Origin of the sequence: Pseudogemmobacter bohemicus (assembly GCF_003290025.1) — a bacterium.
Lineage (GTDB): Bacteria > Pseudomonadota > Alphaproteobacteria > Rhodobacterales > Rhodobacteraceae > Pseudogemmobacter > Pseudogemmobacter bohemicus.
In genome coordinates this window covers 13,462-32,252 of sequence record NZ_QNHG01000001.1, presented here as the reverse complement: position 1 = coordinate 32,252, position 18,791 = coordinate 13,462, and the positions used below count along the sequence as shown (strand labels likewise).

The 18,791-nt window shown below is 62.2% G+C and carries 16 protein-coding genes and 1 pseudogene; 8 read left to right on the top strand and 9 right to left on the bottom strand.

Features of this window, described 5'->3' with window-relative positions; translation table 11 throughout:
* Window positions 1–80 precede the first annotated feature (80 nt).
* Window positions 81–470 carry a MerR family transcriptional regulator gene (locus DRF71_RS00130; RefSeq protein WP_112308637.1) on the bottom strand — a complete coding sequence of 130 codons (390 nt, stop codon included), beginning with the start codon at window positions 468–470 and terminating at the stop codon, window positions 81–83.
* A gap of 271 nt (window positions 471–741) precedes the next feature.
* A complete protein-coding gene (locus DRF71_RS00120) occupies window positions 742–1,668 on the bottom strand; it encodes an AraC family transcriptional regulator (protein ID WP_112309874.1) in 927 nt (308 codons plus the stop codon).
* Between the two features lie 106 nt (window positions 1,669–1,774).
* Between DRF71_RS00120 and DRF71_RS00115 the strand changes: the two genes are divergently transcribed.
* Window positions 1,775–2,527 carry an SDR family oxidoreductase gene (locus DRF71_RS00115; RefSeq protein WP_112308635.1) on the top strand — a complete coding sequence of 251 codons (753 nt, stop codon included), beginning with the start codon at window positions 1,775–1,777 and terminating at the stop codon, window positions 2,525–2,527.
* Window positions 2,528–2,643: 116 nt separating this feature from the next.
* On the opposite strand, the gene DRF71_RS00110 is transcribed toward DRF71_RS00115, so the two are convergent.
* A complete protein-coding gene (locus tag DRF71_RS00110; RefSeq protein ID WP_112308634.1) occupies window positions 2,644–3,141 on the bottom strand; it encodes a hypothetical protein in 498 nt (165 codons plus the stop codon).
* A gap of 83 nt (window positions 3,142–3,224) precedes the next feature.
* Entirely contained in the window at window positions 3,225–3,650 is a 426-nt protein-coding gene (locus DRF71_RS00105; RefSeq protein ID WP_112308633.1) for an organic hydroperoxide resistance protein, read from the bottom strand.
* A 117-nt stretch (window positions 3,651–3,767) separates the two neighbouring features.
* On the opposite strand from DRF71_RS00105, the gene DRF71_RS00100 reads away from it, so the two are divergent.
* The 6 genes and pseudogenes from DRF71_RS00100 to DRF71_RS29175 form a co-directional block, all read left to right on the top strand.
* Window positions 3,768–4,208: a MarR family winged helix-turn-helix transcriptional regulator gene (locus DRF71_RS00100; protein WP_112308632.1), complete on the top strand. Its 441-nt coding sequence runs from the start codon at window positions 3,768–3,770 to the stop codon at window positions 4,206–4,208.
* 281 nt (window positions 4,209–4,489) lie between these two features.
* Window positions 4,490–4,819 (top strand): hypothetical protein, encoded by a 330-nt coding sequence (locus DRF71_RS27060; protein WP_157970842.1) that lies wholly within the window; start codon window positions 4,490–4,492, stop codon window positions 4,817–4,819.
* Complete coding sequence (locus DRF71_RS00090; protein WP_112308630.1) at window positions 4,816–6,480, top strand: recombinase family protein; 1,665 nt, start codon at window positions 4,816–4,818, stop codon at window positions 6,478–6,480. Before DRF71_RS27060 ends, DRF71_RS00090 begins: the two co-directional genes overlap by 4 nt.
* A gap of 281 nt (window positions 6,481–6,761) precedes the next feature.
* On the top strand, window positions 6,762–7,847 hold the full coding sequence (locus DRF71_RS00085) for a hypothetical protein (protein ID WP_112308629.1): 1,086 nt from the start codon (window positions 6,762–6,764) through the stop codon (window positions 7,845–7,847).
* On the top strand, window positions 7,844–8,920 hold the full coding sequence (locus DRF71_RS00080) for an endonuclease domain-containing protein (protein ID WP_112308628.1): 1,077 nt from the start codon (window positions 7,844–7,846) through the stop codon (window positions 8,918–8,920). The genes DRF71_RS00085 and DRF71_RS00080 overlap by 4 nt, the downstream gene beginning before the upstream one ends.
* Window positions 8,921–9,080: 160 nt before the next feature.
* Window positions 9,081–9,956: pseudogene (locus tag DRF71_RS29175) on the top strand (type I restriction enzyme endonuclease domain-containing protein); the annotation flags it as partial.
* 6 nt (window positions 9,957–9,962) lie between these two features.
* Here the strand turns inward: DRF71_RS29175 and DRF71_RS00070 are convergent.
* From DRF71_RS00070 to DRF71_RS00050, 5 genes are all read right to left on the bottom strand, one after another.
* Entirely contained in the window at window positions 9,963–14,921 is a 4,959-nt protein-coding gene (locus DRF71_RS00070) for a RecQ family ATP-dependent DNA helicase (RefSeq protein WP_198672027.1), read from the bottom strand.
* A 227-nt stretch (window positions 14,922–15,148) separates the two neighbouring features.
* Complete coding sequence (locus DRF71_RS00065; RefSeq protein ID WP_112308627.1) at window positions 15,149–15,691, bottom strand: DUF3489 domain-containing protein; 543 nt, start codon at window positions 15,689–15,691, stop codon at window positions 15,149–15,151.
* Window positions 15,692–15,703: 12 nt separating this feature from the next.
* The gene (locus DRF71_RS00060; protein WP_112308626.1) at window positions 15,704–15,928 is read right to left on the bottom strand and encodes a hypothetical protein; all 225 of its coding nucleotides are present in this window, start codon (window positions 15,926–15,928) and stop codon (window positions 15,704–15,706) included.
* Window positions 15,918–16,148: a hypothetical protein gene (locus DRF71_RS00055; protein ID WP_112308625.1), complete on the bottom strand. Its 231-nt coding sequence runs from the start codon at window positions 16,146–16,148 to the stop codon at window positions 15,918–15,920. The genes DRF71_RS00060 and DRF71_RS00055 overlap by 11 nt, the downstream gene beginning before the upstream one ends.
* Window positions 16,149–16,500: 352 nt before the next feature.
* On the bottom strand, window positions 16,501–16,992 hold the full coding sequence (locus tag DRF71_RS00050; RefSeq protein WP_112308624.1) for a very short patch repair endonuclease: 492 nt from the start codon (window positions 16,990–16,992) through the stop codon (window positions 16,501–16,503).
* A 67-nt stretch (window positions 16,993–17,059) separates the two neighbouring features.
* Here DRF71_RS00050 and DRF71_RS00045 point away from each other — a divergent pair, with 67 nt between their 5' ends.
* Window positions 17,060–18,613 (top strand): DNA cytosine methyltransferase, encoded by a 1,554-nt coding sequence (locus tag DRF71_RS00045; protein WP_112309873.1) that lies wholly within the window; start codon window positions 17,060–17,062, stop codon window positions 18,611–18,613.
* The last annotated feature ends 178 nt before the right edge of the window (window positions 18,614–18,791 follow it).

The window sequence follows — 18,791 nt, the reverse complement described above, 5'->3', positions numbered from 1 at the left end:
AGTACTCTTTGTTGCGGGCTCGTCCGAGCACCAGCGTCGTTAGATCGATCTCGTTGAAGTATCTCGCTGCCCGCTCCAGCTCATGCGCCGACAGGATGGAATAGGGCATCTCGTCCAGCCATGCCTCGGACACCCACGCCAACACGAGCCATGCCTTCAGAGAGGAGCTCGCCATGCTCCATGGCTCGCAACGCCAGAACGCCACCCCGTAGCGCCGGAAAGGGCACACCCGAAAGAAGTTCGTGCAGCGCGTGCAGCAGTTCCTTGTGTGCCTGCAACTCAATCCTGAACCGCTCGCGCAGAACCACAGCAATGCGCAGCAGCAAAACTGTTTGCCAGCTATAGAGCGCGGGCCGACCCGGACCGCCGGCCTCGACATCGGGTGGAACGAGATCGCGCCGATGAGCCCACTCCCGTAGTTGATTGGCGGTCAGGCCTGTCAATATCTGTACCCGTCCCGCAGGGATCATGATCGCTAAGCTCCTGAATGGGTATGATGCCCTCTTGTTGCGACGAAGCGGGTATGACACCCGCTTCGCAAAGTTTAAGCGGGTGTCATACCCGCTTCAAGCCTGTTCTCCGATGAAGGGCAAGAAACACTCATACTTCGCCTCGCACAACTTCAGTGGCGACGAGCAGCTTCGCTGCGCGCCCTCTGAGCGGCGGCTTGCAGGGATGTCGTCGCACAGCATGCGGCAGGGCTGAACGGCGGCTAAGGGCCGGGACGGACTATGCCCTTCCTCAGGCGGGGGCTTCTTCCCGCACCATTCCGGCAATAGACATCGCATATTGCCCCGGCGGCTGACCAACCTCGCGCGCGAAGGCGGTGTTGAACGCGCTGGCCGAACCATAGCCCAGGGCTGCGCCGATCTCGGTCAGGCTGCCATCGCCGCGCCGCAACCGGTCCCTGGCGAGGCTCATCCGCCAGCCGGTCAGATAGGCCATCGGCGCGCGACCAACCTCGCGCTCGAACCGGGTGAAGAAGGCGGAGCGCGACAGACCCGCCGCACGGGCGAGTTCCGCCACGGTCCAGGGGCGCGCCGGGTTCTCATGCAAAGCGCGCAGGGCAATGGAGAGATGCGGATCGCTGAGGCCCCGCAACAGGCCGGGCGGCGCAGTAGTGCCGCCCGAAGCGCGGAAGGCCTCGATCAGCAGAACCTCGAGTAACCGTTCCAGCACCACCTCGCGCCCGGGCCGCGTCGCTCGTGCCTCGTCCGCGACCAGCCGGGTCAGCATGGCCAGCCGCGCCTCACCCCGGATCACCACAAGATCGGGGAGGAGAGTGAGCAGCAGCCCGGCATCCCGCGCGGCAAAGGTGCAGTGGCCGACCAGTGACTGCGTCGTGACCGGCAGGTCAGGGTCACCGATGCGGACCTGTCCGGGGGCGATCGGGACGGGTTCAGAGAACCGTCCTTGCGGCAGCGCCGGCTCCAGGCTTGAGAGGGTGAACCGCCGCGCGGCAGGGATCAGGGCGAAGTCGCCTTCCTCCAGCAGAACCGGCGGTCGCTCGTCGACCTCCAGCAGCGCTCGCCCCGCAAGGGTCAGATTGTAGAAGACGATGCCGTCCTCGTCCCGCCGCACGCGCCAGGCACCGGAGGCGCTCGCGATTTTGGCATAGGGCGCACCGGGGCGAAGCAAGGTCACGATCTGGCTCAGCGGATCCGCCATCATCCCTCATACCTTGGACGTTCGATAAATCATCTCGGACTTCTGATTATAGGTAATCGCGGCATGGAAGGCCAGATCAGGCAGGCTACAAGGAAAGGACCTCCCCATGCCCACCATCCTGATCACCGGCTGCTCTTCGGGCTTCGGCCTCGAGACCGCACGGCACTTCTTGGCCGAAGGCTGGAATGTCATTGCCACAATGCGAACCCCGAAGACCGATCTGCTGCCCACCTCCGACCGACTGACGATCCTGCCGCTCGACGTCACCGAGCCGCAAAGCATCGCCGCCGCCGTTGCGGCCGCAGGAGAGATCGACGTGCTGGTGAACAATGCCGGCATTGGCTGGCTTAACGCGGTTGAAGGCACCCCGATCAGTGTCGTGCGCGACGTGTTCGAGACCAACACCTTCGGCACCATCGCGATGATCCAGGCCGTACTGCCGCAGTTCCGCGCGCATCGGACCGGCGTGATCATCAACGTGACCTCCAGCGTTACCCTCCACAATTACGATCTGCTGTCGGTCTATACCGCCAGCAAGGCTGCCGTGAACGCGCTGACCGAGGTGATGGCGCTGGAACTCGCGCCTTTCGGCATCCGGAGCCATGTGGTGCTGCCTGGTCAGGCACCGGGCACCGCCTTTGGGGCCAATGCCCGCGAGCGGCTGACTCAGGCAGGTGGCTTCCCGGAACCTTATGCCGAGATGGTTCAGGGCGTCTTCGCGCGGTTGGCCAGCGGATCTGATGACGAGAAGACCAAAGCGGAGGATGTGGCAGCCGCGATCTGGCGCGTGGCAACCGATCCGACCTCACCTATGCGGGTGCCGGCGGGCGCGGATGCCGTGGCGCTGTTCAGGGGCTGAGGCCGAATAGGGCGCAGCAGCATAGCCAGGCTGCGTCCCTGTCCGCCGACTCTCGCGCGCGGGATCGGCCTCGTCATGGTGAAGTCTCCGGGGTGGCTGCGTGCCTCATGATCAGGTCAGCGCGACACTGCGCTGCCCTGATTTCCAGAGCGGCGCAGATGCAGGATCTGCGCCGTTATCCCGACGACCAGCAGGACAGCCAGCGTGCCGAGTGCGCCCAGCACGATCGGCGAGTCCGGCCCCTTCGCAATGGGATTGCCATTCGGCACCCGGGTCAGGGTCTCGGTGACCGAGGGCGCCAGTAACAAGAACACCGTAAGGCTCAGAAAGATGGTTTCCAGATAGCGGGCGGCGCGGCCGAGTGCCCACACCCGGCCGACCGTATAGCCCGCGACGAGCAGCACCAGAGTCACAGAAGCGATCCCATTGCTGACCGGCTGTTTCGCGATCAGAAAGACCGTCAGCCCGCCGACTGCCATGAAGATGAACCAGGCGATGCCCGCGCCTGATCGCGGTACGATCCGCCCGTGGCGGGCAAGCATCCAGAGCGCAAGCGGAATGGCCGGCAGGCTGCCAAGCGTATGCAGCCAGCCCAGGGGAGAGATCCCGAACATGGTATTTCCTGTGATGATTTGGGGGGCCGGAAGGCTGGAAGGCGACAGCCGGCCTGCGGCTATCGCATCAGGTAGGGCCAGTCTCAGATCAGGGTCAGGCCGACCGCGACATTGTTGCGGGTGGCGTTGGAATAGGGGCAGGTCTGATGCGCGGCTTCGACCAGTTTCTGCGCCTCGTCGCGCGCGATGCCCGGCAGGCTGATCTCCAGATCCGCCGTGATCCCGAAGCCGCCCTCGCTGCGCGGCCCGATCCCCACGCTCGCCGTGATCACGGCATCGGCGGGAAGCTTCACCTTCTGCTGCCCCGCCACGACTTTCAGCGCACCGAGGAAGCAGGCAGCATAGCCAGCAGCAAAGAGCTGTTCGGGATTGGTGCCTTCCCCACCGGCGCCGCCGAGTTCCTTCGGCGTCGACAGCGCGACTTCGAGCCGACCGTCTTCGCTGCGGGCCTGACCTTCACGGCCACCGGTCGCGGTGGCTTTGGTGCGATAGAGGACCTGGACTGACATGGTCACCTCCTTTCTGTTTCTCGATAATATTTATTGCGATAATCTTCATTAGATCGCCCGGGTGCCCCTGTCCAGCTTTTTGTTGTCGCGATAACGAGTTTCGTGGTAAAGAGCCTCATGGACCATGATCTGACCCTCGAAGACCAGCTGTGTTTCTCGCTCTATGCGACCTCCATGGCGATCAACCGGCTCTACAAGCCGCTGCTCGACCAGTTGGGGATCACCTATCCGCAATATCTGGTGCTGAGCGTGCTGTGGGAGGAAGATGGCCGCGGCATCGGCGCGATAGCGGCCCGGCTGGATCTCGAACCGAGCACAATCACACCGTTGGTCAAACGGCTGGAAGCGGCCGGTCTGGTCACCCGCACCCGCCGGCCGGATGACGAGCGCAGCGTCTCGGTCGCGCTGACCCCGCGTGGGGCGGCGCTGAAGGTTGAAAGCCGTTGTCTGGGTGAGGCTCTCTTTGCCAAGGCCGGAATGGCCCCGGAAGATATGATCGCGCTCAACCGCAAGGTCCGGGAACTGCACGAGGCCCTGACAAGCAAAGAGCAGGCATAGCGATCGGCCCAAACTGCCGCATCCCGAGCAATTGCCGTTCCAGGGAACACTGTTTCGCAGAACACAGGCAGGTCGACCGGCCGCGATGGGGCGACCATGCCAATCGGTCTATGTACTTTCGATCAGCCTTGCCAGCCGCACGTTTCCCTTGCTAGCCTGTCTTCAGGACCTGGCTGGAACGTCTCGCTGTGCGAGCAGATGTTCATATCTCCTGTGAGCCGCACATTCGCACAGTGTCGCGCCAGTATTTGCGCGACGCCATGCTGCTCAGGACGACGCCAATGCCCTATTCCGCACTCTACCAACACCCGAACGCCGCCGAGCGCTTCTCTGTAACCGATGATTTTTTCTCGGTAGTCTCGTCGATACAGGCATTTCAGCCGATGGGACGAACATGGCACGGCAACGGCAAACTACAGCCACGACGCTTCGACTGGTCGCCCAGACCACAGAAGAAGCTGTTGCGCGCGTGGCCGATTCCCGCAGACCCGATCCTCGCCTCGTCGATCTTGTCCGGCAACTTGCCCGGCAGGCTGCACGCGACTTCGTTCAACAGGAGACGGCCCGACTGCCGAGTGACCGCCTCCCAGATTAGGGAGAACCTCGCATGAGAGTCGCACTCTACGCCCGCTATTCCTCCGACAATCAGCGCGACGCCTCGATCTCAGATCAGCTGCGCCTGTGCCGCCTTCGCGCCGAGAAGGAAGGCTGGACCGTGGTCGAGGAATACACCGACCATGCCGTCTCCGGCTCCAGCATGATCCTGCGGTCGGGGATCCAGGCGCTGATCCTGGATTCCTCCCGCGGCCGCTTCGATATGATCATGTCCGAAGCCATGGACCGACTGTCGCGCGATCAGGAAGACATCGCCGGCATCTTCAAACGGATGACCTATGCCGATGTGAAGATGTTCACGCTGTCCGAGGGCGAGATCACCCATTTGCATGTCGGGCTGAAGGGAACGATGAATGCGCTGTTCCTCAAGGACCTCGCCGACAAGACCCGCAGGGGTCTGCGTGGTCGCGTCGAGGATGGCAAATCCGGTGGCGGCCTCTGCTATGGCTATGACGTCGTAAAGCGCTTCGACGCGACCGGGGACGCGGTGCGCGGCGACCGAACCATCAACGAGACAGAGGCCGGGGTCGTGCGCCGCATTTTTGCGGATTATCTCGACGGCAAGTCTTCCCGGACCATCGCCATGGACCTGAACCGCGAAGGCATTGCCGGCCCGCAGGGCAGTGAATGGGGACCGTCCACCATCCACGGCAATCCCAAGCGTGGAACGGGAATCCTGAACAATGAACTCTATGTCGGCAAGCTGGTCTGGAACCGGCTGCGCTACATCAAAGACCCTGATACCGGGCGTCGAGTGTCGCGGCTTAACCCCGAGAGTGACTGGGTGACACAGGAGGTTCCTGAGCTTCGGCTTGTGGATCAGCACATCTGGGATGCGGTGAAGGAACGGCAGAACCGGCTCGCCTATGAACCCGCCAAGGAGACCAGCAGCAATTTCCTGAACGACCGTCGGCGGCCGAAGCACCTCTTCGCAGGGCTGATCAAATGCGGCTGCTGTGGTGGCGGCTACTCCATGATCTCGAAGGATCTGCTGGGGTGCTCCACCGCGCGCAACAAAGGCACCTGCGACAACCGGCTGAACATCCGGCGCGATGCGCTGGAAGCCTCGATCCTGAACGGGCTGCGCAAACACCTGATGGAGCCTGAACTGTTCAAGGAGTTCTGCGCCGAGTTCACCAGGGAGGTGAACCGGCTCCGCATCGAGCGCGGTGCCGACCTGGAAGGATGGAAGCGAGAGCTGGAACGCACGGATCGTGAGTTGTCAAAGCTCCTGACCGCCCTGAAGGCCGGTGGGCCACTACAGTCCATCATCGAAGACATGAAGAAGCTGGAAGCGCGGAAGGCAGAGCTTGCCGACAAACTCGCCAATGGCGACGAGCCCCCACCCCTGATGCATCCCAACATGGCAAGCCTCTACGCGCAGCGCATCGGCCAGCTCTATGAGCACCTGCAGGATGAGGATGGTCGCACCCAGGCCGCCGAGACCTTCCGGTCATTGGTCGATCAGGTGACACTGGTGCCTGACAATGGGGAATTGGCGATTGTGCTGCGCGGCGATCTTGGCGCAATTTTGCGCTTTGCGGCGGGCAGGAAGAACCCTGATTTCCTCTCGGAAGCGCAGGCCCTGGATAATTTGCTATCGCCGGGATCGTTGGTTGCGGGGACAGGATTTGAACCTGTGACCTTCAGGTTATGAGCCAAAACCCCAGCGATTCCAATAACTTAGTCCTTTCAACGACTTGCGCGCCAAGCCTTTGACCCGGCGCAATTTTCATCCTAGCACCCATCGACATTCGCACGGATTGAACTGCAAAGCTGGACCGAAACGTGCAGTCGCAGGTTGATGTGGCGTTGATGTAAACTCACACAGGATGAGATGATCATAATCACTTTCGGCGAGAAGCCGCAGCTTTCCCATAGAAAGTCCACAATTCACGCCTCTAAGGAAGGCGATCCTTCAAAGGCCTGACCCGATTCATGCAAATTTTCCTCAGCCTTCTGGCGCTACTCGCCACCCTTTTTTTTGCTTACAGCCTCTTCAGCATCCTGTATCCGCTGAAACCTTTCCGCAGCCGAAGCCAAGCCTTCAAAGGGGTTGGCGGGTCGTTCGTAGCGGTGTTGGCGTTGGTTACCTTCGTCGGTTTAATCGACAACCCCAAAGCCGCGCCCGCGTCGGGCACGATAGCGGAAGCCAGAAAGACAGAGCAGCAAGCGTTGGCAGATGACGCACTTTCGGTCGCAACCGTTGCCCCGAGCCTGGTTCCGGCCGCCTGCGGCGATGGCGGACTGGCCTTGATGGACGAGGTCACCGTGAATGGCAGCCACGAACTTTATGCTGCCCCAGAAGGTGGGCGGATCATCAATGAGAAGGCTACCGCCGCTCTGGGCGAGACCCACTATCAACAAATAGATTACTCGCAGCGACTCCGCCGGACTTGCGCCCAGGAGGGTTGGACTGAGATCGAGGTGCTGACGCCGGAGTGGCTGAAGGGGAACCGGGGCTGGGTACGGGCCGACGCAATCCGGATCATCGAGAGTGACGATGCCGGGAAGCGTATCTTTGTAGAGGCGGACTTTTACTGGGATGACGACACTTCCCGCTTCAAGCCTCAGATCGTTACGATCGTGAACCGTATTGCGCGCGAGAACGACAAATGTGGTGAAATTGATCCATCCTCTGTCGCCCTGTCTTCGTCCCGCAGCATGCCAGGAAAGCCGGTCTTCTTTGTGACCTGCGGCACCGGGGCAACCGTATTCAACGTCTGGTTCAGTCCGGATGACGCGGTTGGGGACGCGAGCTTCGCCGCCATTCGTCCAATCGGGCGTGCCGATGGAGCCGAGGCATGCGAGGCGTCCGCGAAGGCAGCAGCAAACCACCCTTCGACCGTCTCCTTCTCGCGGATCATGGATCTCGCGTATCAGGAGCACCCATCCGGCCGGGCTCGGGTTGTTTCGAGCTTCACTGCCAAGAATGGGTTCGGGCTTGAGCTGAAATATCGCATCGATTGCCTGTTTGATGGAAGTCAGTTGATCGAGACCCAGATCGCCGAGGACGCCAGATGACCGAACAAACCAAGACCATCTGGCGCCGGATAGGGTTGATCGCGATCCTGCTGCCGATCAGCGCCGCCTGGCCGTATGTGCTCTTCGGCGTCGCGTTTCTTGCCTGGACCATCTTCGAGGACCTCAAAACTCCGGCTGTGCCGCCCTCCCCGCCCCGGTTGGGCTGGTACAACGCCACGGCAGCCGACGATGGCTGGCTCGACCTGTTCTGCGCTCGATGCGAGTCCCCTGCTGAGGCCAGTTTCCTGCGCGCGATGGTCACCGCTTTCGACCTTAAGCCCTATGACGGGGTGCTGAAATGCTCAGTCATGACTCTCGACATGCAGGTTGAGGTGGATCGATACCGGTTCGACTTCCTTGCGAACGGACGGCAGGTCATCGAGATCGACGGTGCAACATACCACTCTGCGCCCGAGCATGTGGAACGGGACCGGATCAGGGACGCCTACTCCGTCGAAAACGGCTATCTCGTCCTGAGAATTCCGGCGAGCGTGGTGTTCAATACGCCAGACGAGGCGATCAGACGGGTAAGAATGGCCCTCGCCGATACGCCCGCCTTCACCGCGCCGCGGGTTGTTCGACAGCAAACGGCGAAGAAAAGCCTTGGTGATAAGCTCGGATCAATCGCTGCCTTCATTGATGAGTGGAGCGCCCGCATCGACCTGATGCATGATACCATGGGGCCCACCAACGAGATGCAGACCGCTTTCGAGACCGAGCGGCGACAGGTCGAAACCTGCGTCAAGTGCGCCGAGCATGACTTAGATATCCAGCTAATGGATCCAGTGACCCGAAAGCTTTTTGACGAAGCTATGGCAGATTTGGAAGATGATGGCGCAAGTAGCACTTCAGTTGATCAGGCCTTTGCGTGGCCGGTTTTGAAAAAGCCCCACGTCAGCGTATCTGCCGAGGCGGAGCGGTGTATCGAAGCGCGTTTTGAAAGCCTCATGGTCCTGAGGGACGAATGGCTTCGTGGGTTATCGCAAAGGTGCCGCACCGATGGTGGGTTTGCGGACGCCTTGAGCCGACGCCTCTGCAACAGCGGCTGGAGCAACAGTACCGATCTATTATGAAAGCCGACTGGCGCGTATCGAGCTGCCCGACGCCGAAAAACCCAAGGTCGATGCCGAAATCGAGGAACTGACCGAGGACGAGGCGGTCAGCGAACAGGAACGACTGAAGCGCAAGTGGTCGACTGTCGAGGCGCTGGTCGGGGCTGAAAAACGGCTGCGCATGGTCGCTGAAGACCTCGTCGCCCATTTCGAGGCACGCGTGCAGGCGATGGATGGCAAGGCCATGGTCGTGTGTATGAGCCGCCGCATCTGCGTCGACCTATACAACCAGATCGTAGCACTGCGTCCTGATTGGCATTCCGACGACGACAGCGCCGGATTGGTGAAAATTGTCATGACCGGCTCCGCCTCGGACCCGGAAGCCTGGCAGCCGCATATCGGCGGCAAAGCGCGGCGCGATATGCTGGCCAAGCGGGCGAAGGATCCGAAAGACTCGCTCAAGCTGGTGATCGTGCGCGACATGTGGCTGACCGGCTTCGATAGTCCCTCGATGCACACCATGTACATCGACAAGCCAATGCGCGGGCATGGGCTGATGCAGGCCATCGCGCGGGTGAACCGGGTATTCCGGGACAAGCCTGCAGGACTGATTGTCGATTACATCGGCGTTGCACAGAACCTGAAGTCGGCGCTGGGCCAGTATTCCAAGTCGGACCAGGAACAGGCGGGTATCGACGAGGCCGAAGCAGTGGCGGCCCTATTGGAGCGGCTGGATATATTGCGCGCCATGTATCATGGCTTCGACTATTCCAAGGGACTGACCGGCACACCACACCAACGACTTGTCGCTTTGGCCGAGGCTCTAGACTGGATTCTTGCGAAACAGGACGAGGCAGCCCAGCGCGAAACTGACAAGGAAGCTAAGAAGGCAGCACACCGCCGATACCAGGATGCGGTGCTGGCATTATCCAAGGCTTTTGCCCTTTGTTCAGCCAGCGACGCGGCCCGCGAGGTTCGGGACGAGGTGGGTTTCTTCCAGACGGTCCGCGCTGCCATGGTCAAGGCGGCCGATACTTCGGGACGGTCGGCCGCCGACCGTGACCTAGCAATCCGCCAGATCGTGAATGGCGCTGTCGCATCGACCGAGATCGTCGACAAGGGTTTGGCCTTGGGCGTTGTCGATCCGACAGCGGTCGCCATCGCGGATAAGTTGAACCGCGTCGCCCGGGCTGGCGGCGGCGATGGCGGACAGCGACGGATCACCCGGCCGCAGACGTCCGGCAAAGGACAGGTCCACCAGCTTCGGGTCGGGCGGCACATAGCGCAGGCGGGCGCGTGGCAAGGCGGCGGCGTCGGGGGTGACGCGGCGGGAAAGGACAGCGTCACCGGGCTGCACGAAGGCGTGCGGTCCGTCGGTCAGTACGGTCAGCGTGGACCGCGCCCGCGTCATGGCGACATAGAACAGGCGGCGTGGGGCGTCGGCATCTTCGCCGCGCGAGGGGCGATCCCAGCCGCCGTTCAGGATCGCGACATGGTCGAACTCTAGCCCCTTGGCGCGGTGGGCGGTCATCAGCAGCAGCCCCCGCTGTTCGCCACGCACATCCCGGGCCCATTCGCCGAACCATTGGACAATGTCAGGAACCGGGGCGGCCTTTTCGACCAGTTCGCGTGCGAGGGTGCCAATGCCTTCGCCTATCAGGTCGGTCCAGCGAGATTGCGGCTGCGCGTTCAGGATCGCGACCAGATCAGAGATGGTCAGCAGCCGGCTGCGATCTGCCAACAGGGTACGAACGAAGCCCTGCATCTCGCGCATGCGCCACAGGGTAAGCGGCTTCTCATTCGCCATGTCGATGGGGATGCCCAGCGCCTCGGCATAGGCGCGAACAGGTTCCAGCCGCCGCCAGTCGCGGGCAATCACGGCGCAGCGCCGCCATGACCAATCGGGGTCCAGCCTTGAGAGGCGCTGCAGTTCGTCCAGCGCGGCCACCGCCTGCGCGGCATCGCCCCCGGCGCCCAGCAGGGTGACGCGCCCCTGCGCCACCGGGTCCAGCGCCGCCCAATCGCCGCCCGGCATCGCCTTGGCACGGGCGCGGTTCACCGTGATGTCGTGACCCGCCTTCATGCGCTGGGCCGCTGGGGCAATCACGGCGTTTGCCGCCGCGATGATATCGGCGGTGGAGCGGTAGTTTTCCGTCAGCCAGACCGGTTTGGCGGCATAATCGGCCTCAAAACGGCGAATGAAGTCGATGCTGGCCCCGGCGAAGGCGTAGATGTTCTGGTCATCATCGCCCACGGCAAAGAGGCTGATGCGCAGGTCATCCTCGAGCGACCGCCCCGCCACGGCGCCGATCAGGGCGTATTCCTCGGGGCCGATGTCTTGGTATTCGTCCACCAAGAGCCAGCGATAGCCCTGGATCAGCGTCTCGCGCAGGGCCTCGGCCTCGGGCTTGGTAAGGCCATCGCCGCGCAAGAGGGCCACCGCCTGCATGACGATCCCGTCAAAGTCGCGCGGGCCCTCGTGGTCACCTGCAAAGCTTGCCCCCATCAGCCGCATCGCCAGCGCGTGGCAGGTCGACACCGTCACCCCCGCCGCGTCATCCCCGATCAGGCGGCGCAGGCGTTCGCGGATCTCAGCCGCCGCGTGGCGGTTGTAAGTCAGCACCAGAATGCCGCGCGGGTCTTCGCGCTTCACGCGGATCAGATAGGCGATGCGATGCACCAGCACTCGGGTCTTGCCCGACCCCGGCCCTGCCATCACCAGCACGTTGGTCTGTTCGCGGTCATCGCGCACGATCTCGGCCTGCACTGGATTGTCGAGCGCATCGACAATCGTGCGCCATGACGTGCCCGTCGTCTGGCGCCGGATTTCCGTGCCGCGCCCCGGCAGCCATCGGCGCAGGAAAGCGTCGCGGTCCAGCACGAAGTAATCTTCCGACAGGCGCTGGGCCTGATCCATCGCCTCCAGCCCCTTTTCAGCATAGGCGGCCATCACATGGGTCTGGATCGTTGTCTCGCCGTAGTGCTCTTCGAGGGGTGCAAAGTGCTGCACGGTGAATGGCCCGCCCTTGGGATTCAGATGCACCGTGATCGCCGGGCGGAACACCGTCAGGCCCCGACCCAAGGTGGCCACCTGCTGTTCGTGCAGCCACAAGAGCGCACGGTCCATCAGGCGGGTCATGTCCTTGACCTCGGCCCTGAGCAGCGCGTCGCCGTTCAGCGCATCCAGCATCGCGCCAAGGGTGGTTTCGACCTGAATATCCTTGCCGCGCGTGCCCTTAGAGACCTTGCCCGTCATATGAGCGAGAAGTGCCTGCGCACCCTGCCGCCGCAGTTCAGCCGTCCGGGCGACCACAAGCCATGACCGCTCCAGCCGCACGAAGATCGTGTTGCGGCTGACCTTGCGCAGGGTCAGGTTGCCCCTGCCGCCATCCTGATCACGCCCATCTTGGGCCATGCCACGCAGGATGGTTTCCATCAGATCGGGGCGCACCTGCACATGACCCTTGTCGCGCAAGGCCTGGCACGTCTCGGTCAGGTTCAAGGGTTGCGCCTCGGCTCCTTCGGCATCCGGCACCGCCTCTTGCATCAGGGCAATCAGGTCAGCCTCCATCCGGCCTGCGTGATCCAGACGGCGGGCCGAGGCATCCTCTACACCCAGATGCACATAAACCGTGATGCCCGTGTCGTTGCTGGCGATGCCCAGCGCCTCCAGATCGGCAAAGGCCCGGTGCAACTCGCGCCCTGACAAGCCGCAAGCGCCCGTTAGGTCATCTGTCGAAACCCCTGCATCGACAGGCGCGTTCATCACGTTGCGCACGAGGTCCATCAATTGGGTGCGCCGAACGCCGGTGATCTGCGCCCGCTCCAGGATGGCCGCCGCCTCATCAACCAACCGGATTCGCAAGGACGACGGAAACACCTGCACCCGGTTCTCCTCGCGCGAAAGCAGCGTCGCTTCCTCCAGCCAAGCTACAGCGGTTTTCACGCGGGTGTCATCGGTGGTCTTGTCGCGCTCGAACTCCTGATCCTTCTCCTCGCGCACGATCTCGCCCGGCGTGGCAACCACTTCGCCCGACTTGTGCTTTTCCATCCGCCTCAACGCCTTCAGGATCGCGCCGATCTCATGCCGGGCCAGACGCGAGCGCGCCGACAGCGAGAATTGCCGCTCAACATCCTCGGGGCTGAACAGCAGCACACAATTGGCGGGCGCGCGATCCCGACCGGCGCGCCCTGCCTCTTGCAGGTAGTTTTCCAAGGAGCCCGGAATGTCGCCATGAACGACCAGCCGGATATCGGGCTTGTCGATCCCCATGCCAAAAGCGTTGGTCGCGGCGATCACCCGCAACTGGCCGGTGCGAAACGCCTCTTGCACATCGCGCTTTCGGTCAGGCGGTAACCCTGCGTGGAAGTAATCAGCCGCCAGCCCCTGCCCTTTCAGGAACTCCGCTACCCTTTCCGTCGCCCCACGGGTTGCACAATAGACCACAGCCCCCGAGGCGCCTTCGGGCGGAAGGTTCGCCTCGATTGCCGACAGGATGTCGGTCAGCTTGGTCGCCTTCTGCGTGGGCAGCACCGCGAAGGACAGGTTGGTGCGCACCGCGCCCCCATCCAGTAGCATCAGGTCCACCCCAAGGCGCGTCTGGAAGTGGTCGCGGATGTCGCGCACCACTTCCGGCTTGGCCGTGGCGGTCAGGCACAGGACGGGCGCTGGGCTATCGCCTGAGAATTCCCTGATAAAACGGCTGACGTAGCGGTAGTCGGGCCGGAAATCGTGGCCCCATTTGCTGACGCAATGCGCCTCGTCCAGCACCCAAAGCCCGACCTCGCGTTGTTGCAGCACCGTACGGATCGACGGTGACCGCAACTGTTCCGGCGAGATCAGCAGCATCGCCGCATCGCCCATCCGCACCTTTTCCAGCGCGTCATGACGTTCCGGCAGCGACAGCATGCCGTTCACCGTGACCGCCGCCGATATCCCCGCTCGCGCCAGCCCCTGCACCTGATCGGCCATCAGCGCGACCAGCGGCGAAATCACCACCGTAAGCGCCCCGGTCTTGTCGAACCGCGACAGCGCCGGGATCTGATAGCAGACCGATTTGCCCGTGCCAGTGGGCAGGATGCCCAGCACGGATTTGCCTGCCATCGCCTCGGCCACAATCCGCTCCTGCAACGGGCGACCCATGTCATCAACCGGCTGAGGTCGAAAGGACGGAAAACCGAACCAGCGTTTCAACGCGGCATTGGGGTTATTCTTCTCAACGCACCAGCCGCAGGTCGGATCGCCGCAATTGGTGTCGCGCAAGTGCCGCACGATCCGCCCCGCCTGCGGGAACTGCATCCGCACCCAGGGCGGCATGACCGAGTCCCCACCCGCCACCGAAATCCACGACAGCGCATAGGCCATCGGCCAGCCATTGCGCGGATCGGACAGGCGACCCAGCGTCTGGTCTAGCCGATGATTGCAGGCGCGGCCGTCCAGCAGGCGACGGATGGCGGCATGGGCAGCAGCTTCACCCGGCGCAGGACCGCGCAAGGATTGGAACAACGCATCGAACCCGCCCGAGGCCTCGCCCCGCGTCGTCAAATGATGATAGGCAAGCACCGCATCCGGCACGTCTTGCCCCAACCGTGAAAAGGCCGCGATCTGATCGGACAGCACCTGCAGCGCCAGCCGCGCGTCCTGTTCTGGGTCATTCACATGCCCGACCTGCAGCCGCCCGTCCTGATAATGCTTGACCAGATGGTGGTAGGGATTGCGCGGAAAGGCCAAGGGGTTCAGCCAAAGCGTGTCGATCGCGGCCGCCCCCAACCCCGCCAGCCGCGCGCGGTTGGCCACCAGATGCGGCAGGTCATGGCGCAGGACGTTGTGGCCAACCAGATGTGCCGCCCCATCGCAGAGCGCCTCCAGCCGATCCAGCGCAGGGTCAATCGCTGCCCCTTTGTGAGCCAAAGACCGCTCTTCCCGGACTGCGGCAAAGGCAAAGATCCGCGCAGATTTCGGGTCGACCTCCAGATCAACCGAGACGCAGCACGATAAGAAGGGGGCGGGGTCAAAGGTCAAACGTCAGGCATCCGAATTCCAAGGGCCAACAAAGGCTTCTAAGCCATTGATAACCCTATCGCCAGGATTCGATAGCCTCAGTTTGCAGCTGCGAGTTGCATTTGGGCATTGGCAGGTGCTCTCTGCCGCTCTGCCGCAACATGACTGCTCCGAGAAACAAACTGCCTTCTCAGGCTGCGCATGTGGCCTTGACTACCAGTCTACGCCGAAGGCCGGATGGCTGTGGATCATTCCGGCAAGGCGATACGATAAACCCTGCCCCGCGCATCGTCTTTTGCAGAAACCACGACCAGCCCCAGCTTCTTGCCCAGCGCGCCCGACAACGCACCACGGGCGCTGTTAGCCTGCCACCCCGTCGCGGCGATAATCTCCGGCATCGTGGCTCCTTCGGCCCGCCGCAACATGGTGATCAGCAGCGCCTGCTTTGTTCCCGTGCGCAGTGTAGGGTGTTTCACCTCGGGTTCGGCATTGGCAACTCGACAGCTCGCCACTCTTGTCTTTACCACCATCGGTTCAATTCCGATGGCCAACAGACCGGCATCTGTCACCACCAGCGTCGTGCCGTGACCATCTGCAGTCTCACGCCAAAGTGGTTCGCCGCGCCGCAGGTTGGCGTCGACTTCCAGCAGCCAGCCGTGTTCGATCATCTTGGTGACGGCCATCTTAGCCGCCGCCCCAGCCAGCCCCTTGGGCAGCGGCAAGGCGATGTTTTCGGGGCGCTGGGCTCCGGCGCTGAGGATAATGGTCTGGGTTTCGGTCAGCTTGGTCATGGCGGGTTCCTCCTACTGGTCGTTGGCTGCAAGGAAGGCGCTGATCCGCGACATCAGGTCGTTGTGGCCGTCGGCGCCGGCGCCAATGATCACGTCGCCATCGTCGTCGCGCTCCAGATCGGCGATCTCGCGCAGCAGGGCGATGGCGTCATCGCAGGCGGCGAGGCGTTCGGCCTCACATGCGGCGGTGATCGCATCCTGTTCGATCTGGTGGCGCTGGGCGGGATCAAGCGGCATGTTCGCCCTCGTTGAATGCGGCGTCGGTGATCTGGCGCAGAAGGCTGGCATAGTGGTTCAGGGCGCCGACGTGGCCCCAATTGATCTCGTCGGGGTGGGTCTCGAAGTGGTCGTTGCTCAGGGCCTTCAATCGCTCCAGCATCGCGTCGATCTGAAACTTGGTGGTCATGAAGGCGTCGAGGGCTTTGTCGCGGGAGGCGTTGGCGCGGCGGGTGGTCATGGAATTTCTCCGTGGGTGAGTTGCATAATCTTCGTTCAAACAGCATCGCTCTGTGGCGCCTGTGATTGTAGTTAAATTTAAGCAATATCAGTGATTTGTGATGAACCCGCTCAAATCGACCTCATCTCGATCAGCGCGAGGCTGGTCGTGCTTGGTTGGGCGTTGGAGAGTTCGATCTTCAGGTGGGACATGACACCAGAAGCTTCTGGCGGACCCTCGCTTTCTTTCGATGCATGCTCGACAACATCGGGTCCGGCCTGTGCCGAGATCGGCCAGTACCTCGGTCATGGCTCAATGTTCATCGCACTCAACCGTTCAACCAGCGCATGCCACGCATATCTCAGATCTAGTATCACGACGCATGATCAGGTTTGGGGCATGGCGCATTTCGGACCTCCACCTCACCGATGACAAGTACAGCGCCAGCGCCATGAAGCCATGCCGCCACCATGTCCCGTGTTTGCGCAGTGGAGGTCTCGGTCCGCAGGGCGCACTCCCAGACTGTTCCGACTCGCCAGCCCGCCTCCCGAAGAGCGGACTGAACTGCTACATCCCTCATCACATTTGCATCGAACTTGGCCCCCCAGAACTCGGGGCGCGTTGCCGGAACCGTGGCGTAGCGGCAGCCTGCGTGGCGATGCCAGAAGCAACCATGCACGAAGATGACGGCATGGTACTTCGGCATCACGATGTCCGGCTTGCCAGGAACGCCCTTTGCGTGCAGCCGATACCGCAAGCCAAGCGCATGCAAGGAATGACGCAGCGCCAGTTCGGGCTTCGTGTTCTTTCCACGGATCCCGGACATCATGCGGGAGCGGGTCTGGCTGTCGACGATGTCTGTCATTTGCCTCCTGGCTTCATCTGTCGGACCTGGTATACAGCCAATGATCTGAATGCGAGAGGACACTTATTTGCCAGCCACTTTCGGCATAGTCGATCTGTTTGCCGGGCCTGGCGGATTGGGCGAGGGCTTCGCTTCGCTGCGTGTGGGCGATCATTCTCCGTTTCAGATCGGCATTTCAGTCGAAAAGGAGGCATCGGCGCACAGGACGCTGACCCTGCGCGCACTTGTTCGCGCTTATGCCGAAAAGCATGGGGCTTTGCCGAAGGCTTACATCGATTTCCATGCTGGCCAGTCAGCAGAACCGGACTGGTCTACAGTTGACGCGGTTGCATGGCATCACGCCGCGAGTGAGGCACGTTGCCTTGAACTGGGCACTGAGCCTGCCGCCGAAGCAATCGACAACGTTATCGCCCGCCTGAGAAAGGACTTCGACGACACGATCCTCATCGGTGGCCCTCCCTGCCAGGCCTATTCGCTGGTCGGGCGCGCCCGTGCCAACGGCAAGATCGGATACGTGCCCGAAGAGGACGCGCGGCACTACCTCTTTCGCGAGTACATCCGCGTGCTGGACCGACTGCGCCCTGCCGCCTTCGTGATGGAAAACGTGAAGGGCATGCTGTCATCGACGATCGAAAGCCGGATGGTATTCGAGATGTTGATGGAAGATCTGACCTCGCTCGGCACCGGGCACGCACACCACTATGAACTTCGGGCGATCCGTCTTTCGGACGGCAAGGCAACGCTGCTGGGGCCGAAACAGCCGTCCGACTTCATCGTACGTGCCGAGGATTTCGGAGTGCCGCAGCGCCGCCATCGTGTCATCATCGTTGGCATCAGGTCGGACCTTGCCAACCGAATGTCGGGTACCAGCATTCCTGTCACGGGCACAAGACGCACGGTCGGCGAGACTATTGGAAACATGCCGCCCCTTCGCAGCGGTATCAGCCGCAACGTCGATACGCCAACCGCCTGGAAGCGCGAGGTCGTTGAGGCTGCAAACATCCTGGCCAGCATTTGCAAGAGCAATGGAGATGAGGCTCTCCAGCAAGCTTTCCTCGATGTTTTGAAGCGCATGAAGAAAGGCTCTCCGGGGCAACGTACGGACGCGAGCCTGCCCGCAGGCTACGGGACCTCCAACGACGACCTGATGCGTTGGCTCGAACGACCGGAACTGCAGGCCCTTGCCCAGCACGAAACGCGTGGGCACATGGCGTCAGATCTCGGTCGCTACCTTTTCGCGGCGGTCTTCGGTGAAAAGCGCCAGTACAGCCCGAAGGCGGCAGATTTTCCCCTCGCGCTCAGCCCCGACCACAAGAACTGGCACAGCGGTATATTCAGCGACCGTTTCCGGGTTCAGTTGTCCCATGAGGCAGCAACAACCGTTACCAGCCACATCTCCAAAGACGGGCACTACTTCATTCATCCTGATCCGGTCCAGTGTCGCAGCCTGACAGTGCGCGAGGCCGCCCGGCTGCAAACCTTCCCGGACGACTACCTGTTCCTCGGCAACCGGACACAGCAATACGTCCAGGTTGGAAATGCAGTCCCACCGTTCTTGGCACGCCAGATCGCAGCGTTGATCTACGCATCTCTCACAAAAGCGGACACCCACGAAGCGTAACGGGCAAACTGACCGCTTAGCTGCCCAACCCGCCCTTTAGCCGCAATATGTCCGCAGGCAGGCCGATCACCCGAAGCAAAAGCGACGGGCGGCTTAGGGCGACATAGATCAGTTCATCATCAATCAGCTGATCGATATCGACAAGCACCACGCATTTCGCTTCCAAACCCTTGAACCC

What these genes read in the sequence shown, in the direction of transcription:
- DRF71_RS00055 (WP_112308625.1), bottom strand. Translation starts at nt 16,148, where the DNA reads ATGACCACCCGCCGCGCCAACGCCTCCCGCGACAAAGCCCTCGACGCC.
- DRF71_RS00130 (WP_112308637.1), bottom strand. Translation starts at nt 470, where the DNA reads ATGATCCCTGCGGGACGGGTACAGATATTGACAGGCCTGACCGCCAAT.
- DRF71_RS00060 (WP_112308626.1), bottom strand. Translation starts at nt 15,928, where the DNA reads ATGCCGCTTGATCCCGCCCAGCGCCACCAGATCGAACAGGATGCGATC.
- DRF71_RS00080 (WP_112308628.1), top strand. Translation starts at nt 7,844, where the DNA reads ATGACCGAACAAACCAAGACCATCTGGCGCCGGATAGGGTTGATCGCG.
- DRF71_RS00120 (WP_112309874.1), bottom strand. Translation starts at nt 1,668, where the DNA reads ATGGCGGATCCGCTGAGCCAGATCGTGACCTTGCTTCGCCCCGGTGCG.
- DRF71_RS00115 (WP_112308635.1), top strand. Translation starts at nt 1,775, where the DNA reads ATGCCCACCATCCTGATCACCGGCTGCTCTTCGGGCTTCGGCCTCGAG.
- DRF71_RS00110 (WP_112308634.1), bottom strand. Translation starts at nt 3,141, where the DNA reads ATGTTCGGGATCTCTCCCCTGGGCTGGCTGCATACGCTTGGCAGCCTG.
- DRF71_RS00065 (WP_112308627.1), bottom strand. Translation starts at nt 15,691, where the DNA reads ATGACCAAGCTGACCGAAACCCAGACCATTATCCTCAGCGCCGGAGCC.
- DRF71_RS00050 (WP_112308624.1), bottom strand. Translation starts at nt 16,992, where the DNA reads ATGACAGACATCGTCGACAGCCAGACCCGCTCCCGCATGATGTCCGGG.
- DRF71_RS00100 (WP_112308632.1), top strand. Translation starts at nt 3,768, where the DNA reads ATGGACCATGATCTGACCCTCGAAGACCAGCTGTGTTTCTCGCTCTAT.
- DRF71_RS00105 (WP_112308633.1), bottom strand. Translation starts at nt 3,650, where the DNA reads ATGTCAGTCCAGGTCCTCTATCGCACCAAAGCCACCGCGACCGGTGGC.
- DRF71_RS00085 (WP_112308629.1), top strand. Translation starts at nt 6,762, where the DNA reads ATGCAAATTTTCCTCAGCCTTCTGGCGCTACTCGCCACCCTTTTTTTT.
- DRF71_RS00090 (WP_112308630.1), top strand. Translation starts at nt 4,816, where the DNA reads ATGAGAGTCGCACTCTACGCCCGCTATTCCTCCGACAATCAGCGCGAC.
- DRF71_RS27060 (WP_157970842.1), top strand. Translation starts at nt 4,490, where the DNA reads ATGCCCTATTCCGCACTCTACCAACACCCGAACGCCGCCGAGCGCTTC.